This is a genomic window from Pseudodesulfovibrio nedwellii, from assembly GCF_027923765.1.
In the GTDB taxonomy this organism is placed as follows: domain Bacteria; phylum Desulfobacterota; class Desulfovibrionia; order Desulfovibrionales; family Desulfovibrionaceae; genus Pseudodesulfovibrio; species Pseudodesulfovibrio nedwellii.
Window position 1 is genome coordinate 3,207,231 of the sequence record NZ_AP026709.1, and the last position, 19,347, is coordinate 3,226,577.

Genomic DNA, 19,347 nt, shown 5'->3' on the forward strand with positions numbered 1-19,347 from the left:
GACGTCATGATACGTATCCAATCTATACGAAACCTCTTGGTCGTATTGGCCTATGTTATGGTGTTGTTTATTCCTTCACCGATGCATGCCAAGACAACTGACGTGATTAAGTTAACGCTTGGCAAGTCCCTTGTCATCGACACCGATTTTAAGGTGAGTCGGGTCTCACTGGCTTCCGATACTCTGGTTTCCATAGTGGTCCTTTCCCCTCGGCAGATATATCTGACCGGTAATGAACTTGGTTCTACGACTCTGACATTGTGGTCCAACGGCAATGTAGCGGATGTGTTCGACGTTACAGTGACCCCGAACATGACACATCTCAAGCGGATGATTCATGAGGTTATGCCCAATGAAAAGAATATCAAGGTCCTGACTTCGGGCGAATCCGTTACTTTGGCCGGACATGTGTCCAATACTTCGAATTTGTCGTCCGTCCTTGCTTTGGCCGAAGCTGCGGCTCCTGACAAGGTTGTTAATCTACTGACTGTGGACGGTATCCAACAGGTTATGTTGGAAGTTCGTGTGGCCGAAATGTCCCGTTCCGTGACCAAACGTCTGGGCGTGAATTTTGCGGCTATCGGTTCCAATTTTTCCATCTATTCCATTATTAATAATCTGACGAAGTTCAACGCTGAAGATAGCGTCTTCGAATTGACTGACAATATCACATTCGACGGAGCATACCGCACCGGGAGCACAACCATTTTTGGCATGATCGACGCTCTTAAGGCCAATGGTTTGGTCCGAATGCTGGCTGAGCCGAATTTGACCTGTGTGTCGGGCGAGTCTGCTGAATTTTTGGTTGGCGGCGAAGTCCCTATTCCCATGCCCGGACCTTTGGGCAATGTCGCCATTGATTACAAACCGTTTGGTATTGGTCTCAAGTTTACGGCTACGGTCATGAGCTCCGGTTTGATTAATTTACAAGTCAACCCGGAAGTCTCTGAACTGGATTATTCCAAGAGCGTTTCCGTGTCTGGATATGAAATCCCGACAATATCCACTCGTCGCGCCAATACCGTGGTGGAATTGGGAGACGGCCAATCCTTTGTTATCGCTGGTTTGATTAGCGATTCCCTTAAGGAAAATTCAAATAAGTTCCCTGGGCTGGGTGAAGTCCCGGTGCTTGGCATGCTGTTCAGTTCCAAGGATTTCACGAGCAACAAAACCGAGTTGGTGGTTCTGGTAACAGCCCATTTGGCAAAGCCGGTGGACATGGCCTCTCAGACCCTTCCCACGGATGGGTTCAAGGAGCCGAGCGATAGTGAATTTTATCTTTTCGGTCTCATGGAAGGAATGGGCGGGTCAGACACGACCAAGGTTGCAGGAGCCAGTTCTGGTGCTGCGGAGCCTGGAACAGTCGTCCGGCCTGAAAGTGGATTTGACGGTGAGTTCGGCCACGCTTGGCCGCAATAGGAACGTGCGGAGGATATCATGCAGAATTTTCTGATTTATCTAGCCATCGTGGGAATCATGCTCCAAGCCGGCTGCGGTTCAATGTATGAAGTGGACCACACCACGCCGCCTTTTGGCAGTTCTGTCCACATGGCTCTGAAGAGCCAGACCGCCAACCCTGAAGCTGGCTCCGACGCACCGGTCGTTGGAATCGACGGCAAGTATGCTGCCAAAGCTGCTGAAAAGTATCAGGCTGGTCCCAAGGAAAAGAAGGAGCGGGCATCTGGTTCGACTTTTGGCGTCGTCGAGGTCCAGAACTGATGCGTGGTTCAGGACACTTCGAGTATTGGCCCGAGCTTGTTCTCCTTGTGCTGATGTTGAGTGTTCTTATCCTGAATTTTACAGTGTTTGAAAATTAGTGGTTGTACGGGGAAGACGGCGGGCGGCTTGCTCAGACCGTTGTACAGCCTAAAGAGGACTTTAGGGAGAGGGGGAACCATGAATAGCAGAATTATACCGATCTCGTTGGCAATCAGCGACAAGGAACAGCGTAAGCTCTTTGAGCAGATGATCGCTGGCAATCCCATGGTTCGCCTTGTTGAAGACGACGCCGAAGAAATGGGAGTTCTCATTTACGAACCCGGTGACTCTGTTGAAGAAGACATGCCGCATGTCATTCAGGCTCTTGAAACCGGACAGGCCGAGGACGTTTATCTGGTCGGTAACAATGCTGACCCAGAGATCCTTATCCGCGCCATGCGGAGTGGTATTCGTGAATTCATAAAGTACCCGGTGGATGAAAATGATTTTCGCGCTGCCATCATTCGGACGGCCATGCGTTCCAGCCTGGGTGCAGATGAAGGTGAGAAGGGCAAAATATTTACAGTGCTCGGCAGTAAGTCCGGCATGGGAGTGACGTCTCTGGCTGTGAATTTGGCCTCGATTTTGAACGCGCGTAATCCCGGTAGCACCATTCTTGTCGATTTGCGTCGTCCTGGTGGAGAGACCCCGTATTTTCTGGATCTGAAGTATGAATACACTTGGGGTGAATTGGTCGAAGACATTTCCCGTCTGGATGGGATCTACCTTCGTAGCGTGGTGGCCGAACATGAATCTGGCCTGCACGTATTGCCCGGTCCTTCCGGTTTTGAGCGTCCTGATCCTCATTCTCTGTTCCTTATTCTGGAGCAGCTTCGTAGTAATTATGAGCATGTGATCGTTGATACTGCATATCCCCATGACGAAGTGCTTCCCAAGGAAGTGGAACAGGCCGATTCCATTCTCATCGCTTTGCAATTGAGCTTGCCGTGTCTCGCCCGGACTTCTCGTTTGATGGATTCCATTCGTAGTCAGGATCCGGACAGTGAACGGCGTATGAAGCTTGTTGCCAATCGCGTGGCAAAGAACTCGACCATTGGTGTGAGCGAAGCCATGGAAGTGTTGGACCGCGAAATTGTCTGGGTGATTCCCGAAGACAGTGATTCCTCTTTGTCTGCTATTAATCAAGGCACACCTCTGGTTTTGGCTTACCCCAAGTCTCCTGCCACCAAGGCCATTCAGGGCATGGTGACAACTTTGGTTCCCGTACCCAAGAAGGCCAAGAAAGGATTTTCTCTGCCGTTCGCTTCTTTCTTTAAAAAGAAGAACAAGGATGATGATCATCTTGCAGGAGCGTCCTTATGAACCTCGCAGATCGATTGAATAGAAATGCCGCCAAGCGTGGCTCTGTTGTCGTAGATAAAGGCAAGGCTCGCGGTAAGGCTGTCTCTTCGTCTATTTCCAAAACTGAGGCGCAGGAACATTATTTTGATATCAAGACTCGCATTCATGATCGTCTTATCGACATGATCGATCTGTCGTTGTTGGATTCCCTGAGCGAAATGGAAATGCGGTCGGAAATCGCCAAGGTTACCGAAGGGTTGCTTTGGGAAGAATTTCAGAATGCGCCGTTGAATCTGGCTGAACGCAAGCGGATGCTGGCTGAAATTCAGGATGAGGTTATTGGTCTCGGTCCTCTGGAGCCTTTTGTTCAGGATCCTACGGTTAACGATATTTTGGTCAACGGCTACAAACAGATTTATGTTGAGCGTTCGGGCAAGTTGGAACTGACTCCGGCTCGCTTCAAGGATGACGATCACCTGCGTAAGATTATTGACCGTATCGTGTCTTTGGTAGGACGCCGTATTGATGAATCCCAACCTTTGTGTGACGCCCGTCTGCTGGATGGCTCACGTGTCAACGCAGTTATTCCGCCGTTGGCTATCGACGGCCCTTCGCTGTCCATTCGTAAGTTTTCCAAGGATCCATTGGAAATTGCTGATTTGATCGGGTTCAACTCTCTGACCCAGCAAATGGCTCAACTCATGGAAGGCATAGTCGAGGCCCAGCTTAACGTGCTTATTTCAGGCGGTACCGGTTCCGGCAAGACCACGCTCCTCAACTGCATGTCACGTAACGTGCCCGAAGATGAACGAGTCGTCACCATTGAGGACGCCGCAGAATTGCAACTCAAGCAGGCTCATGTCGTCCGGCTGGAAACCCGACCGGCCAATATCGAAGGCAAGGGCGAAATCACCATGCGTGATTTGGTCAAGAACTGTCTGCGTATGCGCCCTGATCGCATCATCGTAGGTGAGGTTCGTTCCTCCGAGGCTTTGGATATGCTCCAAGCCATGAACACCGGTCATGATGGCTCCCTGACGACTATTCACGCCAATACGCCGCGTGACGCCTTGATGCGTCTGGAAACCATGATTTCCATGGCCGGATTGAGTCTTTCACCTATATCAATGAAGCGGTATATTTCTTCGGCCATCGACGTCATCATTCAGGCAACTCGTTTGGTGGACGGTACCAGAAAGGTCATCTCCATTCAGGAGGTCACAGGCATGGAAGGTGAAATGATCACCATGCAGGAAATTTTCGCCTATGATCAGACCGGCGTCAGCAAGGATGGCAAGGTGGAAGGGCGTTTTACTGCTCGCGGTATTCGTCCCAAGTTTGCGGACAAGCTGGAACGTATGGGATTTTCTTTCCCCACGGATATGTTCCATGTGGCTCCCAAGCCCATGAGGAAGGAGTAAACCATGCAGTTGACTCTTATCATTAGCGGCGTGGCCGTACTTATTATTTTTTTGCTTGTCATGGGTGTAAGTTCTCTCATGCAATCGGGGGCGGACAAGGCTGATCAGAAGATTAAGAGCCGACTCAAAGCTCTGGCCCTGACCGATGCGAATGCAGAAAATATTGATCTGGTCCTTCGTGAAGCGGCCATGAGTGAGGTTCCCTGGTTTAACCGTTTGCTCGAAAAGATGCGTTGGGCGTCCAGCCTCGAAAGTCTCATTTATCAGGCGGACGCAAAGGGAACGGCTGGTATTTATTTGTTGGTCTGCGCTTTGCTTGCTGTGATCGGGGTTTATGCTGGCAGTTTCTCCGGTAGATGGTTGGTCAGCATTGCAGCTGGTTCTTTGCTTGGATATTTCCCGATCATGCGGCTGAAGGGCATGAAGAGAAAGCGCATGAATCGTTTTCAGAAGCAACTGCCAGAAGCTCTCGATCTCATGGCTCGTGCGCTCAAGGCCGGACATACTTTCGGCGGTGGCATGCGCATGGTCGCGGATGAGTTTGATGCACCTATCGGCCCCGAGTTCGGTCAGACTTTGGACGAGATTAACTACGGCATGGACGTGGATAGAGCTTTGCTCAGTCTTCAGAGTCGGGTGGACTGCACTGATCTCAAGTTTTTCATTGTTTCCGTGAATATCCAGCGTGAAACCGGTGGAAATCTCGCCGAAATCATAGCCAAGATCGCGGAACTGGTGCGGGAGCGATTTGCCTTGTTCGGCAAGATTAAGGTGCTTTCCGCGGAAGGGCGAGTGTCTGCATATATTCTGACTTCGTTACCTTTTCTTCTGACCGGTATTCTGTTCTTGATCAACCCCGATTACGTCAGCCTTTTGTGGAAGCGTGAACTCGGCCAAAACATGGTTTGGACCGCATCTATTTCTGTTGTTATGGGTATCCTCGTTATCCGCAAGATCATTAAGATTAAGGTCTAGGAGGTCGTCATGAGTGAAGCACAATTGATTCCTCTGTTTGCGGCAGGCCTTGCCTTTGTTTCTGTCCTCTTGGGCGGTTACGGTCTTATCGGTTATTTGAGTGGAGCCAATGATACGGCCAAGCTTAAGGAGCGTGTCTCTGGGACTACGATCAAACGGTCTGAAGCCTTGGCCGCACCCTTGACCTCCATGGTCAAGAATTCCCTGAAGTTCTTTGGCCGTATGGGGTCCAAGATTGGTCCGACCGAAGTCGATGAAATCGACAAGAATCGTATGCGACTGATTCAGGCTGGATTGCGTACGGCTGACTCTTATAAAATCTTTCAGGGCATTAAGGGCTGTTTGGCTATCGGGCTGTCTGGCGGATTCTTGCTTTTCCGTTTTCTTTTTTCACCGGACATAAGTGTGGCGATCTCTGCGTTTAGCGCAGTGTTTCTTGCTACTATTGGTGTATATGGGCCTGAATATTGGCTGACCAAGAAGATTGCCAGGCGCAAGCTGACAGTGTCCGACGAATTGCCAGATGCTCTGGATCTTCTTGTGGTTTGTGTCGAATCCGGCATGGGGCTTGATCAGGCTATTGATCGGGTCTGTCATGAACTCAGACGATCTGGTCCTGTCATCAGTTCGGAATTTAAACTCCTGACTTTGGAGTTGCGGGCAGGCAAGTCCCGTTCCGAGGCTCTGCGCTCTTTGGCGGAGCGGGTCGGGATGGATGATCTGAACAGTTTGACTTCATTACTTATCCAGGCGGACGCTTTTGGCATCAGCGTTGGTCGTACCCTGCGAGTCTACTCGGACGCCATGCGCATCAAGCGCTCCCAGCGCGCCGAGGAAAAGGCCGCCAAGATGCCGGTGTTGCTGCTTCTTCCCCTGATTGCGTTCATCCTTCCCGCTCTGTTCGTGACGATCCTCGGACCTGCGGTAATTATGAGCATGGATATGTTCTCAGCGATGAACCATTAGGCGTAACAAGCCAAGGAGAATTCCTATGTATAAGATCACTATCATTGCCATGACACTTATTGCCGGATTGATATTTTCCGGTTGCGCGGTCAAGTCCCAAGACGACATGACTTTTGACGAACTGGCTTACGGCGAGGAAAGTTCGGTCAAGTTGTCCAGCGAACAACATGAGCAGGTGGGCGATGGATATATCCGTCGTGCCAAGCCGGAAATGGCACTCATGCATTACAACAAGGCCATCGAATTGGACGAGAACAATCTCGACGTTCGCGTGAAGCGAGGCCACATGTTGGTGACGGAAGGATTGGATGAGCAGGCTTTGGCCGAGTTTAACAACGTATTGGAACGAAACAGCGACCATGCCATTGCTAATGAGGCTGCTGGCGGTGTCTACTTCCGTGCCGGGTTGTTTGACGAAGCTCAGACCTATCTGGAAAAAGCCGTGAAACTTAATCCTATGCTTTGGAAGGCGCATAACTATCTGGGCATTCTTATGGATCGGGACGCAGAGTATGACATGGCTGCCAAATATTTTGCCCGCGCTCTTGAACTGCATCAGGGCAATGGGACCGATGAAATTTACAACAATCTTGGTGTGGTTCATATCGCTCGCAAACAGTATGGGCAGGCAATCGAGTCTTTCCGTCTGGCCTTGAAGTCCGGTGGTGTTTCGGTGCGTACCTATAACAATCTCGGGTTGGCATTGACCCGCCTCGGGCGACTGGATGAAGCTTTGGAATCCTTCAAGTATGCAGGTGGAGAGGCCAAGGCTTACAATAACCTTGGGTATGTTCTTTTGACCGATAATGAGCCGGGTAAGGCTGTTCCTTATTTCGAGATGGCTCTTGAGCTTTCTCCCACATATTACGTCAAGGCTGCCGACAACCTGAAGCGTGCCCGCCTCGCGGCTCGTTTTCAGAAGAATGGCACCAAGACACAATTAAGCGGTTCCACCCCGAACCCGCTGCTTCGTCAGTCTTTCCCCGACACGAAGCAGCTCCCCGGCGGGCCTGCGGCATCTCCCGCGTCCGCAGGCTCGCCACTTCCTACCACTGATATTCAGAATGTATCACTGGAGGAGACGAGTGCCGGGGTTAACGATATACGAAGTGCGTCATACGGCCTGCATGTTAGTTCCTGGCGTGATGACACCAGTGCTTTTGAACACTGTGCGACGCTGCGCAAGCAGGGGTTCGACACTTGGATTAACCAAGTGGACCTCGGTGAAAAGGGCATATGGTATCGTGTTTTGGTGGGTAATTTCGCTTCCATCAAAGACGCCAAAAATGAACGGTCTGACGTACTTGCCATTCTGAATCTCAAAAGAGCACCTGTATTTGAAAGGGTTACTCCCAAGCCGGATGGATCACATTTGTAAGAAGAAAGAATTGTGTAAATGAGATCGGATATGATGTGATAACCGTGAAAAAAAGTGAAATACACAGCACCCCGGTCGGGCAGGAGTATCCTGACCGGTCCGGGGTGTATCCTTTTAATCGTAACCTTTCTTTTTCAAGCGGATTTCACTATATTCCTTTTAGAAATATGGCATCAATCAGGGACCTGAGCCAATTGGGGAGATACGACTTGGCAACAGAGAATACTACCCGTTTTCGCGTTCTCGCCGTGGATCACGACGAATCCATGCTCACGCTTTACCGCGATGTCCTTTGCTATGAAAGCGAGGAGCCATCGGCGTTGGAAGCCTTGTTCAGTGATGATGTCCAACTCCCGTCACGCGAAGAGATAGACGCGGAAGCGATCAAGCCCGTGTTTGATGTCGAGCAGGCTTCCACCCCCAGAGAAGGGCTGACCGCTATGATGCATGCTCAGGAGCGGGGAGAGCCTTTTACCATTGCCCTTATTGATATCCATTTGTCAGTAGAAGAAGATTGTTTGGCTGGCCTGGACCTGGCTGCCCATATCCGTGCCATGGACCCTAATTTAGAGATAGTTCTGTTGTCGGCCAAGCATCATATTCCTTTGAAGGAAATTAATAGGCGTGTCCCTCCGCCAGAGAAATTGCTTTTTGTTCAAAAACCTTTTCGTTCGCCGGAGCTCAAACAGATTGCCATGTCTCTGTGTTCCAAGTGGGACGTGGAAAATCGGTTGCGTGATCTGAATGAGACGTTGGCTGTAAAAGTTGAGGCCAGGACCTCGGAATTGAATGCGGCCAACCGCCGGTTGAGATTGGATATTTCTAAACGTGCCGCCGTGCTCCGGCAATTGCAAGCCAGTGAAAAGCGATACCGTTTGCTGTTTGAGAAAGACATTACTGGTAACTTTGCCGCAGATAGTGATGGTTTGATTCTTGATTGTAATGTCGCATTTGCAGACCTCTTTGATTTTACTTCACCGCAGGATGCGCATGGTACGAATATCTTCAACGTGTGGGAGCGCGTGGGGGCTTCGGAGTCCTTACGTGATTTGCTTGCAGGGCTGGGGAGACTCTCCAATCATGAAGTTGTTTTCCGTCATGGCGTTTTGCGAAGACACCTTCTTGTCAGTTGCGATACGGTTTTGGATGCTGAGGGGAACACTCTGGAGTACAGGGGGTATATCTTCGATATTTCCGAGCCGAAGCGATTGGAAGAACAGCTTCGTCAATCGCAGAAGATGGAAGCTCTCGGGACATTGGCAGGTGGTATTGCACATGATTTTAACAATATTCTTGGCGTGATTCTTGGCTACGCGGAGATTATTGAATCAAGTGCCGAACCGGAGTCCGGTCTGGATAGGCGAATCAAGGAAGTTTCTCGCGCAGGCAGGCGTGCCAGAGACCTTGTTACTCAGATTCTTAATTTTTCTCGTCAAGGTCCGCAGGAGCGTCACGCCATGATGCTTGCGCCGCTTATCAAGGAAGCCCTCAAGCTTCTTCGTTCCTCGGTTCCTACCAATGTTGAGATTATTTCTCGTATGGAGGCTGCTCAGGATAATGTTATGGCGGACCCGACGCAGATACATCAGATTATGCTTAATCTGTGCGGTAATGCAGCTTTTGCCATGCAAGGGACTGGTGGGACGTTGACCGTTACCATGGCAGATGTTTCAGGCGCAGATGAAGTCGTGCCGCCGGAAGATTTGGGTAAACCGGAGCGTTTTTTACGATTGACTGTGGCTGATACTGGGCCTGGGATTGATCCGGCTGTGATTGATCGGGTCTTTGATCCTTTCTTTACTACCAAGAAGCAGGGCGAAGGGACTGGAATGGGGTTGGCCATGGTGCATGGCATTGTTAAACGACATGATGGATACCTTGAATTGGAAAATAGGCCGGGCCATGGTGCCACTTTTCATGTCTTTCTGCCTAAGAATTCTGAAATTGGTCGTACGGACGTTGATACTCCTGCTGATCTCGTGTTTCGCGAGGGGCGTATTTTGTTTGTGGATGACGAGAAGCCGCTAGTTGATATCGGGCGGGAGATGCTTGAGTCTTGTGGTTTTGAAGTTGTTACTCGTACATCGAGTATTGAGGCTTTGGAGGCCTTTAAGTATAAAGCAAACGACTTTGATTTAGTGATAACCGATCAAACCATGCCGAATATGACAGGTATGGAGTTTGCTCGGGAAGTGCTTAAGTTGCGGCCGAATATTCCTATTATTTTGTGTACAGGTTTTTCAGATGCTGTTTCGTATGATCGGTTGCGGGATGTGGGGATTGGGGATTTCATTATGAAGCCGATATTGAAGCATGACCTTATGGCGGCGATTAGTCGTTTGTTGGCGAAAGAATAAAGACAGAAATAAGGAAGGGCCGCTTTGGAAGCGGCCTTTTTATTTGAAATATGAGCCTTCGGCGAGAGTCATTGTTGGGGTGCTGGAGCACCCAACGTTTTCCATGCCCTGCGCGGGCGGCGGATCTTTTTGGCTGAGCCGCCCCAAAAAGAACCAAAAAACTCGGCTCACGAGCTTGGCCGCCCCCATGATTGGCGGTAAGAATCTGATCCAATCGAGTCGGCTCCACCTGATTAAAAGTATAAGCCCTGCCTCTCCCGTAATCCCTCAGTTTAAGATAAGTTTCCTTATCCCCTGATTAGAGCCGCCTTCTTCGATTGGTCAGCTTCTAAGCCGCCGATCAAGGGCTGGGTCCCGTCTTCGTCTGGCTGGGAGGAAGAAAAAAGAAATTGTCTTCGGAGGGAGAGCGGTGTTGGGGTGTTGGAGCACCCCAAGGCCCTTTATGGATAACGAAGAGCCTAAAATCAAAAACGTTCACCTACACCGAAACTACCTTACAACGACGAACAATTGATAGCGAACCTTAGAGCCTGTCCAGCGCGGCGAAACGTAGCCCGACCGAGTCTGTACCACAGACAATCCTGTCGGGCAGTAAAGCCGCGTACAGGCTCTTAGGTTCGCTATCAGGCTCACATCGAAAAGGCGTTTTTTGCCTCCTTTTTTTCGCCTCAAAAAAAGCAGGTCGCCGTAAAGGCGAAACCTTTGAAACAATACCGTTTGCACTTTCACTGCGGATGCACGCAACGCCCTCCAAAAAGATAAGCCCCTCTCTTCTTCACGGCATTTTCATTGCGGATACACGCAACGCCCATCAAAAAAGCCAGTGAGTAATCTCACTGGCTTTCCTTTTTTCATTAAACCGCCGTCAGTATTTAATACATCAACCCCGGCAGGAACAGAATAATCTGCGGGAAGATGAACAACAAGGCGATGCCGAGAATAATAGCCGCCATGAAAGGTAGAATTCCTTTGAATATTTCTTCCAGTGTGACGGATGGCGCGATCTTCTGACACATTCCATACACGACATACACATTAATCCCTACAGGCGGCGTGATAACCCCCATCTCGGTGACAAGCACTATAATGATGCCGAACCAGATAGGGTCATATCCCATTTCAGTGACCACCGGGAAAAACACCGGGATGGTTAGCATGATCAACGCGAGTGAGTCCATGAAACACCCACCGATGAAGTAGATCAGAATGATCGCTCCCATAATGGCGAACGGCGGCATGTCGAATGCAGACACCCAGTTGGCGATGTCAAACGGGATGCGTGTAACAGCAAGGAATTTGCCGAATACGACAGCCCCCGCGATGAGGACCAGTACCATGCAAGAGGTCCGTAGTGTTTCATTGAGTGAATTGACGAATGCCTTCCATGAAAGCTGACGTTTGATGACAGCCAGCGCGAGTACGCCGATAACTCCGATGGATGCGGCCTCGGTGGGCGTGAAAAGCCCCCAGAACAAGCCGCCGATAACCAGCGCGAAGATGAGCAAGGTATCAATGAGATTGAGAAGTGACTTGAACTTTTCGCTCCAAGTGAAGGGGGTACCCTTGGGGCCGAGGTCCGGGTTGATTTTACACTGAAGGTAAATGCCGACCACAAACAGTGCCGTGAGTAAAATGGCCGGTAAAATGCCGGACACGAACAATGCGCCGATAGATTGTTCGGTCAGGACACCATAGATGATAAGCACGACAGAAGGCGGCATAATCATGCCCAGTCCGCCACCGGACGCTACGGATGCGGTCGCCAGAGAGTTGGCGTACCCATAACGTTTCATCTCGGGGATGCCGACAGTGGACATGGTGGCTGCTGTAGCCGGACTTGAACCGCAGACTGCGCCGAATGCGGTGCAGGCCGAGACCGTGGCCATGGCGAGGCCGCCACGAGTGTTGCCGAGGAATCTGTATGCGGTGTCGTACAGTCGTTTCGAAATACCGCAGTTAAAGGCTATTTGGCCCATGAGGATGAAGAGCGGGATAGTCGAGAGTTCATAGGACGCGAATGCGTCGTACACATTACGGCTCATGAGGTTCAGGCCGCCTTTCCACGAGGTGAGGAGCGAGAACCCGATAAAACCTACGAGCATCATGACAAAAGCGACGGGCATACGGGTCATGAACAGGAATACCATGACGATGATGCCGATGATTCCGGCAGTGGTCGGATCCATAATTATCCCTCGCTCTTCTTGAAAAATGAGAGAACGTCTGCGGCCAGACAGAGGGCGTAGATAAAGAAGCCGAAGGACAGGACGTAGACCACGTAGTATTCGGGCAGTTCCAGATTCATGGAAACTTCGCCCGATTCAGCCAGAGTCCCGGCATACATGAACATGCGCCAGGAGATGATGGATACCAAGGCCAACGTGGCGAGAGTGGTGATGAATTTGACGCGATCACGAATTTTTTTGGAAAAGCGACGGATCAGGATTTCAACCCCGATGTGGCTCTTTTGATAATGCGTATATGGCAGGGCGAATCCCACGGCAATGACGCCGAGTATGGAGACAATTTCCTCGCACCCGAAAATTGGGGTGTTGAATGCGCCGCGCAGGAACACGTCTGTTCCTGTCATGACAGCCATGCCTGCCAGACAGATCGCGGCGATGGTCCGCATGATCTTTTCTGTCAGGCCGAGCGGCCCTCGTGCTTCTTCCATTTCATAGTCCTTTGCGTCGAAAGCGCACGACAGAGCGGCCTTGAGGACCGCTCTGTCGTGGTAATGACTATTTCAGTGTTGATTGGGTAAATTCCAGGATGGTCTTGCCATCAAGACCTTTCTTCGTTGTTTCGGCGACATAGCCGTCGAGAACAGGCTTGGCTGCTATGACCCATGCCTCGGATTCTTCGACGGATAGCTCCATGATTTCGCCACCCTTATCCATGAAGAACTGGCGTCCGGCTGCGTCTGCTTCATCCCAAGCTGTCGCGTGCTTGACCGCCCATTCCTCGTTGATTTTGCGAATGATCTGCTGGGATTCGGTATCAATGGCCGTCCACTTGTCTTTGTTCATAACAATGAAGAACACTGTGGTGTAGGCCACGCTGAATGAGTCCGTGCCGTACTTGCAGACTTCGCCGAGCTTGAAAGATTTATTGGACTCGATGGGGTGCATGCTTCCGTCAACAACGCCTTTTTGCAGGAGTTGGTAGTTTTCGGGCATGGGTTTAGCCACAGGCGTACCGCCCAGAGCCTTGACCAGCTTGGCGGAGTTGCCGGTGGCGCGAATCTTTTCGCCCTTGATGTCGGCCAGTGTTTTGACTGGTTTTTGGACCGTGAACAGCAGACCGGGGCCGTGGCCGTTGAAGTACATGACTTCCACGTCACTGAGTTCGGCTGGGTTGAATTTCTTATAGACAGCATTGGCCGTGGCAGTGGCCTGTGCTGCGGAGGTGTATCCCAGAGGAAGATCAACGGCTGCCATGACCGGGAAGCGACCGCGTGAGTAGGCGAGACAGGATAACCCGACATCGGACATGCCTTCCACGACGCCATCGTAGCATTGTTTGGCTTTGGTCAGGGTGCCGCCGGGGTAATATTCGATAACCACTTTGCCGTTGGTCCTTTTCTCCACTTCCAGACACCACGCTTCAGCCAGTTTCGATTGATGGTTAGTGGTCGGGAAGAAATTGGAGTAGGTCAACTTTGTTTCGGCCTGACCTATGGTCGGCAGGGCAACGCACAGCACAGCTACGGCCATGAATGTTGTCAGCAGTTTTTTCATTGTTTCCTCCGGGAATTTGCTCGGTTCCGAGGAAGGGCTTTCGCCCCACCTTTGTATAATGAGCCTGCGGTCACGCCATATGACACGCAGGCCTGAAGCCCCCTATGGACTTTTTGTCATTTCGGTCTGGATGAATTCGACGACGGCATCGCCATGGACTTTTTTGCCTTGCTTGGAGTCGATATAGCCGTCGATGACAGGTTTGGCTGCTGCGACCCACTTGGCCGCTTCGGCTGTGTCGAGTTCCGTGAACACGCCGCCTTTTTCAGTGAAGAACGCTTTGCCTGCGGCATCAGCATCATCCCAGGCCTGACCGTGTTTGAGGGACCATTCAGCATTGATCTCCTGAATGATTTTTTGGGTCGTGGGATCGAGTTCGGACCATTTGTATTTGTTCATGACCACGAAGAAGGTAGTGGTGTAGGCCACGGGAATGGACACAGTGCAATGTTTGACCACTTCAGCGAGTTTCCAGCCCTTGTTGGACTCAATGGGGTTCATGGAACCATCGACAACGCCTTTTTGCAGGGACTGGTATGCTGTGGGCATGGGCTGAGCCACAGGGCTTCCGCCAAGGGCTTTGACCAGTTTGGCCGAGTTGCCGGTGGAACGGATTTTTTCACCTTTGATGTCATCCAGCGTGGCAACGGTCTTTTCGGTGGTGAAGAGCAGGCCCGGACCATGGGCATGGAAATACATGGGCTGCACATCACGGAATTCTCGGGGAGTGAACTGAGTGTACACTGCGTTGGCGATGGCCGTGGCCTGTGTGCCGGTCTCGTAGCCGAGCGGTAGGTCCACGGCAGCCATGACCGGGAAGCGGCCGCGGGAGTATGCCAGTACGGACATACCGATGTCGGAGATGCCTTCAACGGTGCCGTCGTAACACTGCTTGGCTTTGGAGAGAGTGCCGCCGGGATAGTAGTCGATGACGACCGCGCCGTTGGTGCGGGCTTCAACTTCCTTGCACCATTGTTCGGCCAGCTTGGACTGGACATGGGTGGGCGGGAAGAAGTTGGAGTAGCTCAACCGGACGGTTTCGGCGCAGGCCATGGAGGCCAGCCCGAAGGTCAACAGAAAGAGAGCGGTCAGAGTCAGCAGTTTTTTCATGATGTGTCTCGTTTGTATAAAATGATATTTGAACAGGAACGACTACCCGAGGTGTCCCTGTCTGGTTCCGTTTCTCAAGGCCATGGCAATGGCGTTTTCCCGGATATCTTCAAGGGAAAGTTCTTCTGCGCCGAGTGCATGGTGAATAAGATATCCTTCGAAAAGGGCTGTGTTGAGTGCGCCGAGTTTTTCCGGTGGGAAATCGGTCTCCACATGGTCACGTACCAAATCGGCGAAGACCTTGTTGGAGAGCCGGTAGTCGGATTTATTCATGAGTTTGCGCACAGGCTCGTTGGTCGCGGAGTAGACCGTGAATTCCAAGAAAATGGCTGACCAGTCCTTGTCACGGATGATGGTTTCCAAAAAATCCCAGATGATATTCATGGCCTGTTCGAGGTTTTTTGCTTCGCGCACCTTGCCATGGCGGGTGGCGCGGTATTGTTTGAATTTCCGTTCCACGATCTGCAGAAACAGTTCGTCCTTGGAATTCCAGTGACGGTAAAAGCTCCCCTTGGCATATCCCGCATTGTCGGTAATCTCTGCCACAGAGGTTGATGCGAACCCTTTGGATCCGAACAGTTCAATGGCTGAGTCCATCAGCTCCTGCATGGTCTGTTGAGATTTTTCCTGCTGTTTTTTTGCCATGTCCGTATCGTTTGTTTGTCGATATTATTGACGATAAAAAGTGACTTTCGGTCAAATTGTGACCTTTGGTCGAAAAGTGACCATTGGTCACTTTTCGTGAAAAACAGCTAGCATGCGTGTTTTTAAGTGTCAAGACGGGAGTGGCGTTTGGTCAGGAAATTACGAACAAGTTGGGGTAATTTTTACGTAGGCCATCAACACTCGTGCGCTTCCTTGTTCAGAAAGTCGAAGCTTTGGTCGTGATCGACAAGATAGGTGTCAAGCGCGGGTTGGCCGATGAGTTGCGTCGGTGAAAGCGGAATCGGACAGACATCGTGTCGCTTCATGAGTGGTGATGAGGTGTCCCATTCACTGTTTTCAACAACTTTGTTCATGATGATGTGGGACAGGCCCATGCCCATTTCCTCAAGGGTGGTGTCAATGCGTTCGGCCTCGGCAAAGGAAAGACGGTCCGGATTGACCACGAGATTAATCGAGCAACGCGACGAGTCTTGAAAGACATTACGTAATTCAGTGAAGTGTTTTTGTTGTTGGTCGAGTTTGGTTGTGATTTTGTCACACTCGATTTCCTTAGTGCCGAGTTGGATTTTGGTGATGATTTTTTTCTTTTCCAGGATCTCGCATCGCAGGGCCAGAAGTTGTTCCAGCCAGACCAGCGACAGGGATGGCAGATTGAAAAATTTGGTGGTCAAAGCAGTTGGAGGCATGTCGAATACAATGACATCCGTGTCCGTGAATGTCTTGCGATAATGCTGGAAGGCGAGCAGAAGCGCGTATTCTTCAATGCCGGGGGAATGTTTAACCACATTGAGGTGCTTTTCGAGATTAAAGGCCGTCTGGTACGCGTAATTGGCCCGAATTTGGTCTTCTATACCTTTGAGATATTGTTTGATCCATTTGTCGATGTCGGCCTGTGCAACACGCAGGTTTGGTGCGATTTTTATTGGTTTGCCTGTAAATTTGGTGTCGAAGATGTCAGCCTGATTATGGGCGGGATCAAGTGAAACCAGCAGGACTTTCTTACCGGTGCGGGCCAGATGCAGGGCGGACAGGGAAGAGGTGGTGGATTTGCCTACGCCGCCCTTGCCTGCGTGGAAATAATAATGCTGATTCGACATTGGTGGCTCCGGCTAAAAGGCGTCAAACATGGAAAAGAGATCGGCCAGCGGGTCGTTGGCCGTGCATACGCGATTGGTCATGATGGTTAGTTCCTGTTCCATTTCCGGCAGGAGTTCCAGTGAGATATGCATGGGTGGTGCCTGCATGCCCACAAATGCGCCAAGGGTGAGCAAACTGAAAATATTTTCCAGTTCACGTGTTTCCCATTCAAGCCGTTCCGTGGCCTTGCAGCGGTGTACTTCATCCGCGAAGCGGTAGGCCTTTTTTATGGCCTCAATGGCTTTTTTGCAGTGGCTCTTCATGTTTTTTTTATGCGTCACTGGTTACACGGAACAGACGCATTTCCTGCGTAATTCGTTTTTCTGACGGGAAATAATAATATACGGCGTACAATGAAGCCAGAAATGCTCCAGCGAAATGGAAGATGGTGACTCCTGTTATATAGCCGATGGCTGCGGCAAAGGGTGCTGCCAGCGCAATGGTCATGAGGTTCAACTGAAAAGTGCGGAAGCACGCAGCCTCGACGTTTTTTTGTCCTTCGACCGAGCGGACGAAACGGACTCTGTAGAGCAGGGGAAGTGCTACGGCCAGAATGATTGCCGCGATGAAGATGATGGGACCGATGATCGCCGCTGTACCGTTAGGCATTTGTGGGGTCAGTCCGACCTGTCGGCAGACAGCCCAAATACCGAAGATGATGAGTGCAGGAACAAGCATCGTCAGGTAACGGCGAAAAAGTGTTTTTCGCAGGGGAGTGAAATCCGGTGCGTAAGCCATTGTAAATCCTCATGAACCCTGGCCGAACGTGTGTCCGGCCAGGGAGGTTTGTTTTTTTACGGCGTGTCAGTAGTCGGGGTGGAAGCGTCGGTCTTGAAGAACTTGATCAGTCCTTCGCCAACGACCCAGATGGAGACTACCAGCACGAGCAGGTTCAGGGACTGCAACAGAATGCTGCCTTTGTCCATGTACATGCCCTGGTTGATGAGGATAGCCCATACGGTCATTACGCCGAGGAATACGGCGGGAATACCGGAGATGAGCCAGCTCAGGCCTCCACGACCCTTGAGGTACACAGTGACCGTAGTCAGTACGAGTGCGGCCAGAATCTGGTTGATGCAACCGAACAGGGGCCACAGAGCCAGAGCGCCCTTGCCGTTACCACCGGACGAGAATGCCAGACAACCGGCCAGGAATACGGCCACGGCGGTGGCCACGTACTTGTTGTTGAAGATCTTGATGGGCGTGCCGCTGAACAGTTCCGTCAGAGCATAGCGCTCGATACGGGTGGCGGTGTCCATGGTGGTACCCGCAAAAGAGGCCACGAATACACCCATGACGGCCAGGGCGACGCTGTGGGGAATGCCGGCTGCTTCGATCATGTTGGCTGCGCCGTAAACAAAGGCTGCAACCTTGGAACCCAATCCCTTGGCTGCTGCCCAGGAGGAGTAATGGGATGACCATGCGTCGATGCCTGTCAGAGTCGCACCATCGGCGGTGTTGTAACCGAGACCGATGCCTGCTGCCACGGCCACGATGACCAGTGTGGACAAAGTGGCTTCTGTCAGCATGGAACCATAGCCGACGAACAGGGCGTCTTCTTCATTGGAGACCTGTTTAGCTGTGGTGCCTGATGAAACCAGAGAATGGAAACCGGAGATGGCACCGCAGGCAATGGTGATGAACAGGAAGGGCAGCATGGGCGGAGCACCTTCAGGGGAGGCTTGGATAGCTGGGGCAATGATGTGAAGCTGGGAACCTGAGAAGGTCGCGGCAAATACGCCGACAACCATCAGGGCCAGAGCCACGATGAGCTGGTGAGAGTTGATGAAGTCACGCGGCTGCAGCAGCGTGGTTACAGGCAGCGTGGATGCGATGAAGGCATAGATGAGCAGCAGGATGGTCCATGTGCCGGTAGGCGGCATGCTGCCGATCATTGGCATTTTTATTGGAGCGTACACGCCAATGACAACAGTGATATACATGGCAATCAAAGCGATGATTGACCAAGTCATGGCGTTGCCGCCGCGTTTGTAAATGATGTAACCGAGCACCATGGCGATGGGCACTTCCAACCATACAGGCAGGACTGATGCCGGGAACATGTTGAAGATAACCGCGATGACCAGACCGAAAATGGCTGTGATGATGAGCAGGTCAAGGAATACGACGATGAAGAAGAACAACTTGGTGCGCGGGTTGATGTATTTAGCAGTGATTTCGGAAACGGATTTGCCCTGGTTACGCATGGACAGGATCAGTGCGCCGAAGTCATGCACTGCACCCATCATGATGGAACCGACAAAAATCCAGATCATGGCCGGGACCCAGCCCCAGATGACCGCGATGGCTGGGCCGACAATGGGACCGGTGCCTGCGATGGATGTGAAGTGGTGGCCGAAGATGATTTCTTTTTTGGTTGGGACGTAGTCGACCCCATCTTCCATTTCTACGGAAGGTACCGGATTGGCACCCGACAGAGCGAAAATTTTCTTTCCGATGTAGCGACCATACAGGCGATACATTATGATGTATCCGCCAAAGGCCACCAGCATCATGAGCATGGCATCCATAAACCT

17 protein-coding genes are annotated in these 19,347 nt (G+C 51.2%); 8 read left to right on the forward strand and 9 right to left on the reverse strand.

Annotated elements, in window-relative coordinates:
- Positions 1–6 precede the first annotated feature (6 nt).
- The 8 genes from SYK_RS14955 (at position 7) to SYK_RS14990 (ending at position 10,157) form a co-directional block, all read left to right on the forward strand.
- On the forward strand, positions 7–1,419 hold the full coding sequence (locus SYK_RS14955; RefSeq protein WP_281761074.1) for a type II and III secretion system protein family protein: 1,413 nt from the start codon (positions 7–9) through the stop codon (positions 1,417–1,419).
- Between the two features lie 18 nt (positions 1,420–1,437).
- Positions 1,438–1,719 carry a hypothetical protein gene (locus SYK_RS14960; protein WP_281761075.1) on the forward strand — a complete coding sequence of 94 codons (282 nt, stop codon included), beginning with the start codon at positions 1,438–1,440 and terminating at the stop codon, positions 1,717–1,719.
- Positions 1,720–1,896: 177 nt separating this feature from the next.
- Positions 1,897–3,081, forward strand: coding sequence for a CpaE/TadZ family protein (locus SYK_RS14965; protein WP_281761076.1), 1,185 nt, complete (start codon positions 1,897–1,899; stop codon positions 3,079–3,081).
- Positions 3,078–4,481, forward strand: a complete 1,404-nt coding sequence (locus tag SYK_RS14970) for a TadA family conjugal transfer-associated ATPase (protein WP_281761077.1) — start codon at positions 3,078–3,080, stop codon at positions 4,479–4,481. The genes SYK_RS14965 and SYK_RS14970 overlap by 4 nt, the downstream gene beginning before the upstream one ends.
- Positions 4,482–4,484: 3 nt before the next feature.
- Entirely contained in the window at positions 4,485–5,456 is a 972-nt protein-coding gene (locus SYK_RS14975; protein WP_281761078.1) for a type II secretion system F family protein, read from the forward strand.
- Positions 5,457–5,465: 9 nt separating this feature from the next.
- Positions 5,466–6,422: a type II secretion system F family protein gene (locus tag SYK_RS14980; protein ID WP_281761079.1), complete on the forward strand. Its 957-nt coding sequence runs from the start codon at positions 5,466–5,468 to the stop codon at positions 6,420–6,422.
- 25 nt (positions 6,423–6,447) lie between these two features.
- Positions 6,448–7,800 carry an SPOR domain-containing protein gene (locus SYK_RS14985; RefSeq protein WP_281761080.1) on the forward strand — a complete coding sequence of 451 codons (1,353 nt, stop codon included), beginning with the start codon at positions 6,448–6,450 and terminating at the stop codon, positions 7,798–7,800.
- Between the two features lie 167 nt (positions 7,801–7,967).
- Positions 7,968–10,157: a hybrid sensor histidine kinase/response regulator gene (locus SYK_RS14990; RefSeq protein WP_281761081.1), complete on the forward strand. Its 2,190-nt coding sequence runs from the start codon at positions 7,968–7,970 to the stop codon at positions 10,155–10,157.
- An 872-nt stretch (positions 10,158–11,029) separates the two neighbouring features.
- Here the strand turns inward: SYK_RS14990 and SYK_RS14995 are convergent.
- The 9 genes from SYK_RS14995 to SYK_RS15035 form a co-directional block, all read right to left on the reverse strand.
- Positions 11,030–12,343 (reverse strand): TRAP transporter large permease, encoded by a 1,314-nt coding sequence (locus SYK_RS14995; RefSeq protein ID WP_281761082.1) that lies wholly within the window; start codon positions 12,341–12,343, stop codon positions 11,030–11,032.
- Between the two features lie 2 nt (positions 12,344–12,345).
- Positions 12,346–12,831, reverse strand: a complete 486-nt coding sequence (locus tag SYK_RS15000; protein ID WP_281761083.1) for a TRAP transporter small permease — start codon at positions 12,829–12,831, stop codon at positions 12,346–12,348.
- A gap of 67 nt (positions 12,832–12,898) precedes the next feature.
- On the reverse strand, positions 12,899–13,897 hold the full coding sequence (locus SYK_RS15005; RefSeq protein WP_281761084.1) for a TRAP transporter substrate-binding protein: 999 nt from the start codon (positions 13,895–13,897) through the stop codon (positions 12,899–12,901).
- A 102-nt stretch (positions 13,898–13,999) separates the two neighbouring features.
- On the reverse strand, positions 14,000–15,007 hold the full coding sequence (locus SYK_RS15010; RefSeq protein ID WP_281761085.1) for a TRAP transporter substrate-binding protein: 1,008 nt from the start codon (positions 15,005–15,007) through the stop codon (positions 14,000–14,002).
- Between the two features lie 42 nt (positions 15,008–15,049).
- Positions 15,050–15,652, reverse strand: a complete 603-nt coding sequence (locus SYK_RS15015) for a TetR/AcrR family transcriptional regulator (RefSeq protein ID WP_281761086.1) — start codon at positions 15,650–15,652, stop codon at positions 15,050–15,052.
- Between the two features lie 194 nt (positions 15,653–15,846).
- Complete coding sequence (locus SYK_RS15020; RefSeq protein WP_281761087.1) at positions 15,847–16,770, reverse strand: ArsA family ATPase; 924 nt, start codon at positions 16,768–16,770, stop codon at positions 15,847–15,849.
- Positions 16,771–16,782: 12 nt separating this feature from the next.
- Positions 16,783–17,073 carry a DUF7990 family protein gene (locus SYK_RS15025; RefSeq protein ID WP_281761088.1) on the reverse strand — a complete coding sequence of 97 codons (291 nt, stop codon included), beginning with the start codon at positions 17,071–17,073 and terminating at the stop codon, positions 16,783–16,785.
- A gap of 7 nt (positions 17,074–17,080) precedes the next feature.
- Positions 17,081–17,548, reverse strand: coding sequence for a hypothetical protein (locus SYK_RS15030; RefSeq protein WP_281761089.1), 468 nt, complete (start codon positions 17,546–17,548; stop codon positions 17,081–17,083).
- A 56-nt stretch (positions 17,549–17,604) separates the two neighbouring features.
- Positions 17,605–19,341 (reverse strand): carbon starvation CstA family protein, encoded by a 1,737-nt coding sequence (locus tag SYK_RS15035; RefSeq protein ID WP_281761090.1) that lies wholly within the window; start codon positions 19,339–19,341, stop codon positions 17,605–17,607.
- Positions 19,342–19,347 lie beyond the last annotated feature (6 nt).

Excerpts from the sequence above, each read along its gene's own strand:
- SYK_RS15000 (WP_281761083.1), bottom strand. The coding sequence starts at position 12,831 with ATGGAAGAAGCACGAGGGCCGCTCGGCCTGACAGAAAAGATCATGCGG.
- SYK_RS14960 (WP_281761075.1), top strand. The coding sequence starts at position 1,438 with ATGCAGAATTTTCTGATTTATCTAGCCATCGTGGGAATCATGCTCCAA.
- SYK_RS15010 (WP_281761085.1), bottom strand. The coding sequence starts at position 15,007 with ATGAAAAAACTGCTGACTCTGACCGCTCTCTTTCTGTTGACCTTCGGG.
- SYK_RS14970 (WP_281761077.1), top strand. The coding sequence starts at position 3,078 with ATGAACCTCGCAGATCGATTGAATAGAAATGCCGCCAAGCGTGGCTCT.
- SYK_RS14975 (WP_281761078.1), top strand. The coding sequence starts at position 4,485 with ATGCAGTTGACTCTTATCATTAGCGGCGTGGCCGTACTTATTATTTTT.
- SYK_RS14955 (WP_281761074.1), top strand. The coding sequence starts at position 7 with ATGATACGTATCCAATCTATACGAAACCTCTTGGTCGTATTGGCCTAT.
- SYK_RS14965 (WP_281761076.1), top strand. The coding sequence starts at position 1,897 with ATGAATAGCAGAATTATACCGATCTCGTTGGCAATCAGCGACAAGGAA.
- SYK_RS15025 (WP_281761088.1), bottom strand. The coding sequence starts at position 17,073 with ATGAAGAGCCACTGCAAAAAAGCCATTGAGGCCATAAAAAAGGCCTAC.
- SYK_RS15035 (WP_281761090.1), bottom strand. The coding sequence starts at position 19,341 with ATGGATGCCATGCTCATGATGCTGGTGGCCTTTGGCGGATACATCATA.
- SYK_RS15020 (WP_281761087.1), bottom strand. The coding sequence starts at position 16,770 with ATGTCGAATCAGCATTATTATTTCCACGCAGGCAAGGGCGGCGTAGGC.
- SYK_RS15030 (WP_281761089.1), bottom strand. The coding sequence starts at position 17,548 with ATGGCTTACGCACCGGATTTCACTCCCCTGCGAAAAACACTTTTTCGC.
- SYK_RS14980 (WP_281761079.1), top strand. The coding sequence starts at position 5,466 with ATGAGTGAAGCACAATTGATTCCTCTGTTTGCGGCAGGCCTTGCCTTT.
- SYK_RS14995 (WP_281761082.1), bottom strand. The coding sequence starts at position 12,343 with ATGGATCCGACCACTGCCGGAATCATCGGCATCATCGTCATGGTATTC.
- SYK_RS15015 (WP_281761086.1), bottom strand. The coding sequence starts at position 15,652 with ATGGCAAAAAAACAGCAGGAAAAATCTCAACAGACCATGCAGGAGCTG.
- SYK_RS15005 (WP_281761084.1), bottom strand. The coding sequence starts at position 13,897 with ATGAAAAAACTGCTGACAACATTCATGGCCGTAGCTGTGCTGTGCGTT.
- SYK_RS14985 (WP_281761080.1), top strand. The coding sequence starts at position 6,448 with ATGTATAAGATCACTATCATTGCCATGACACTTATTGCCGGATTGATA.
- SYK_RS14990 (WP_281761081.1), top strand. The coding sequence starts at position 7,968 with ATGGCATCAATCAGGGACCTGAGCCAATTGGGGAGATACGACTTGGCA.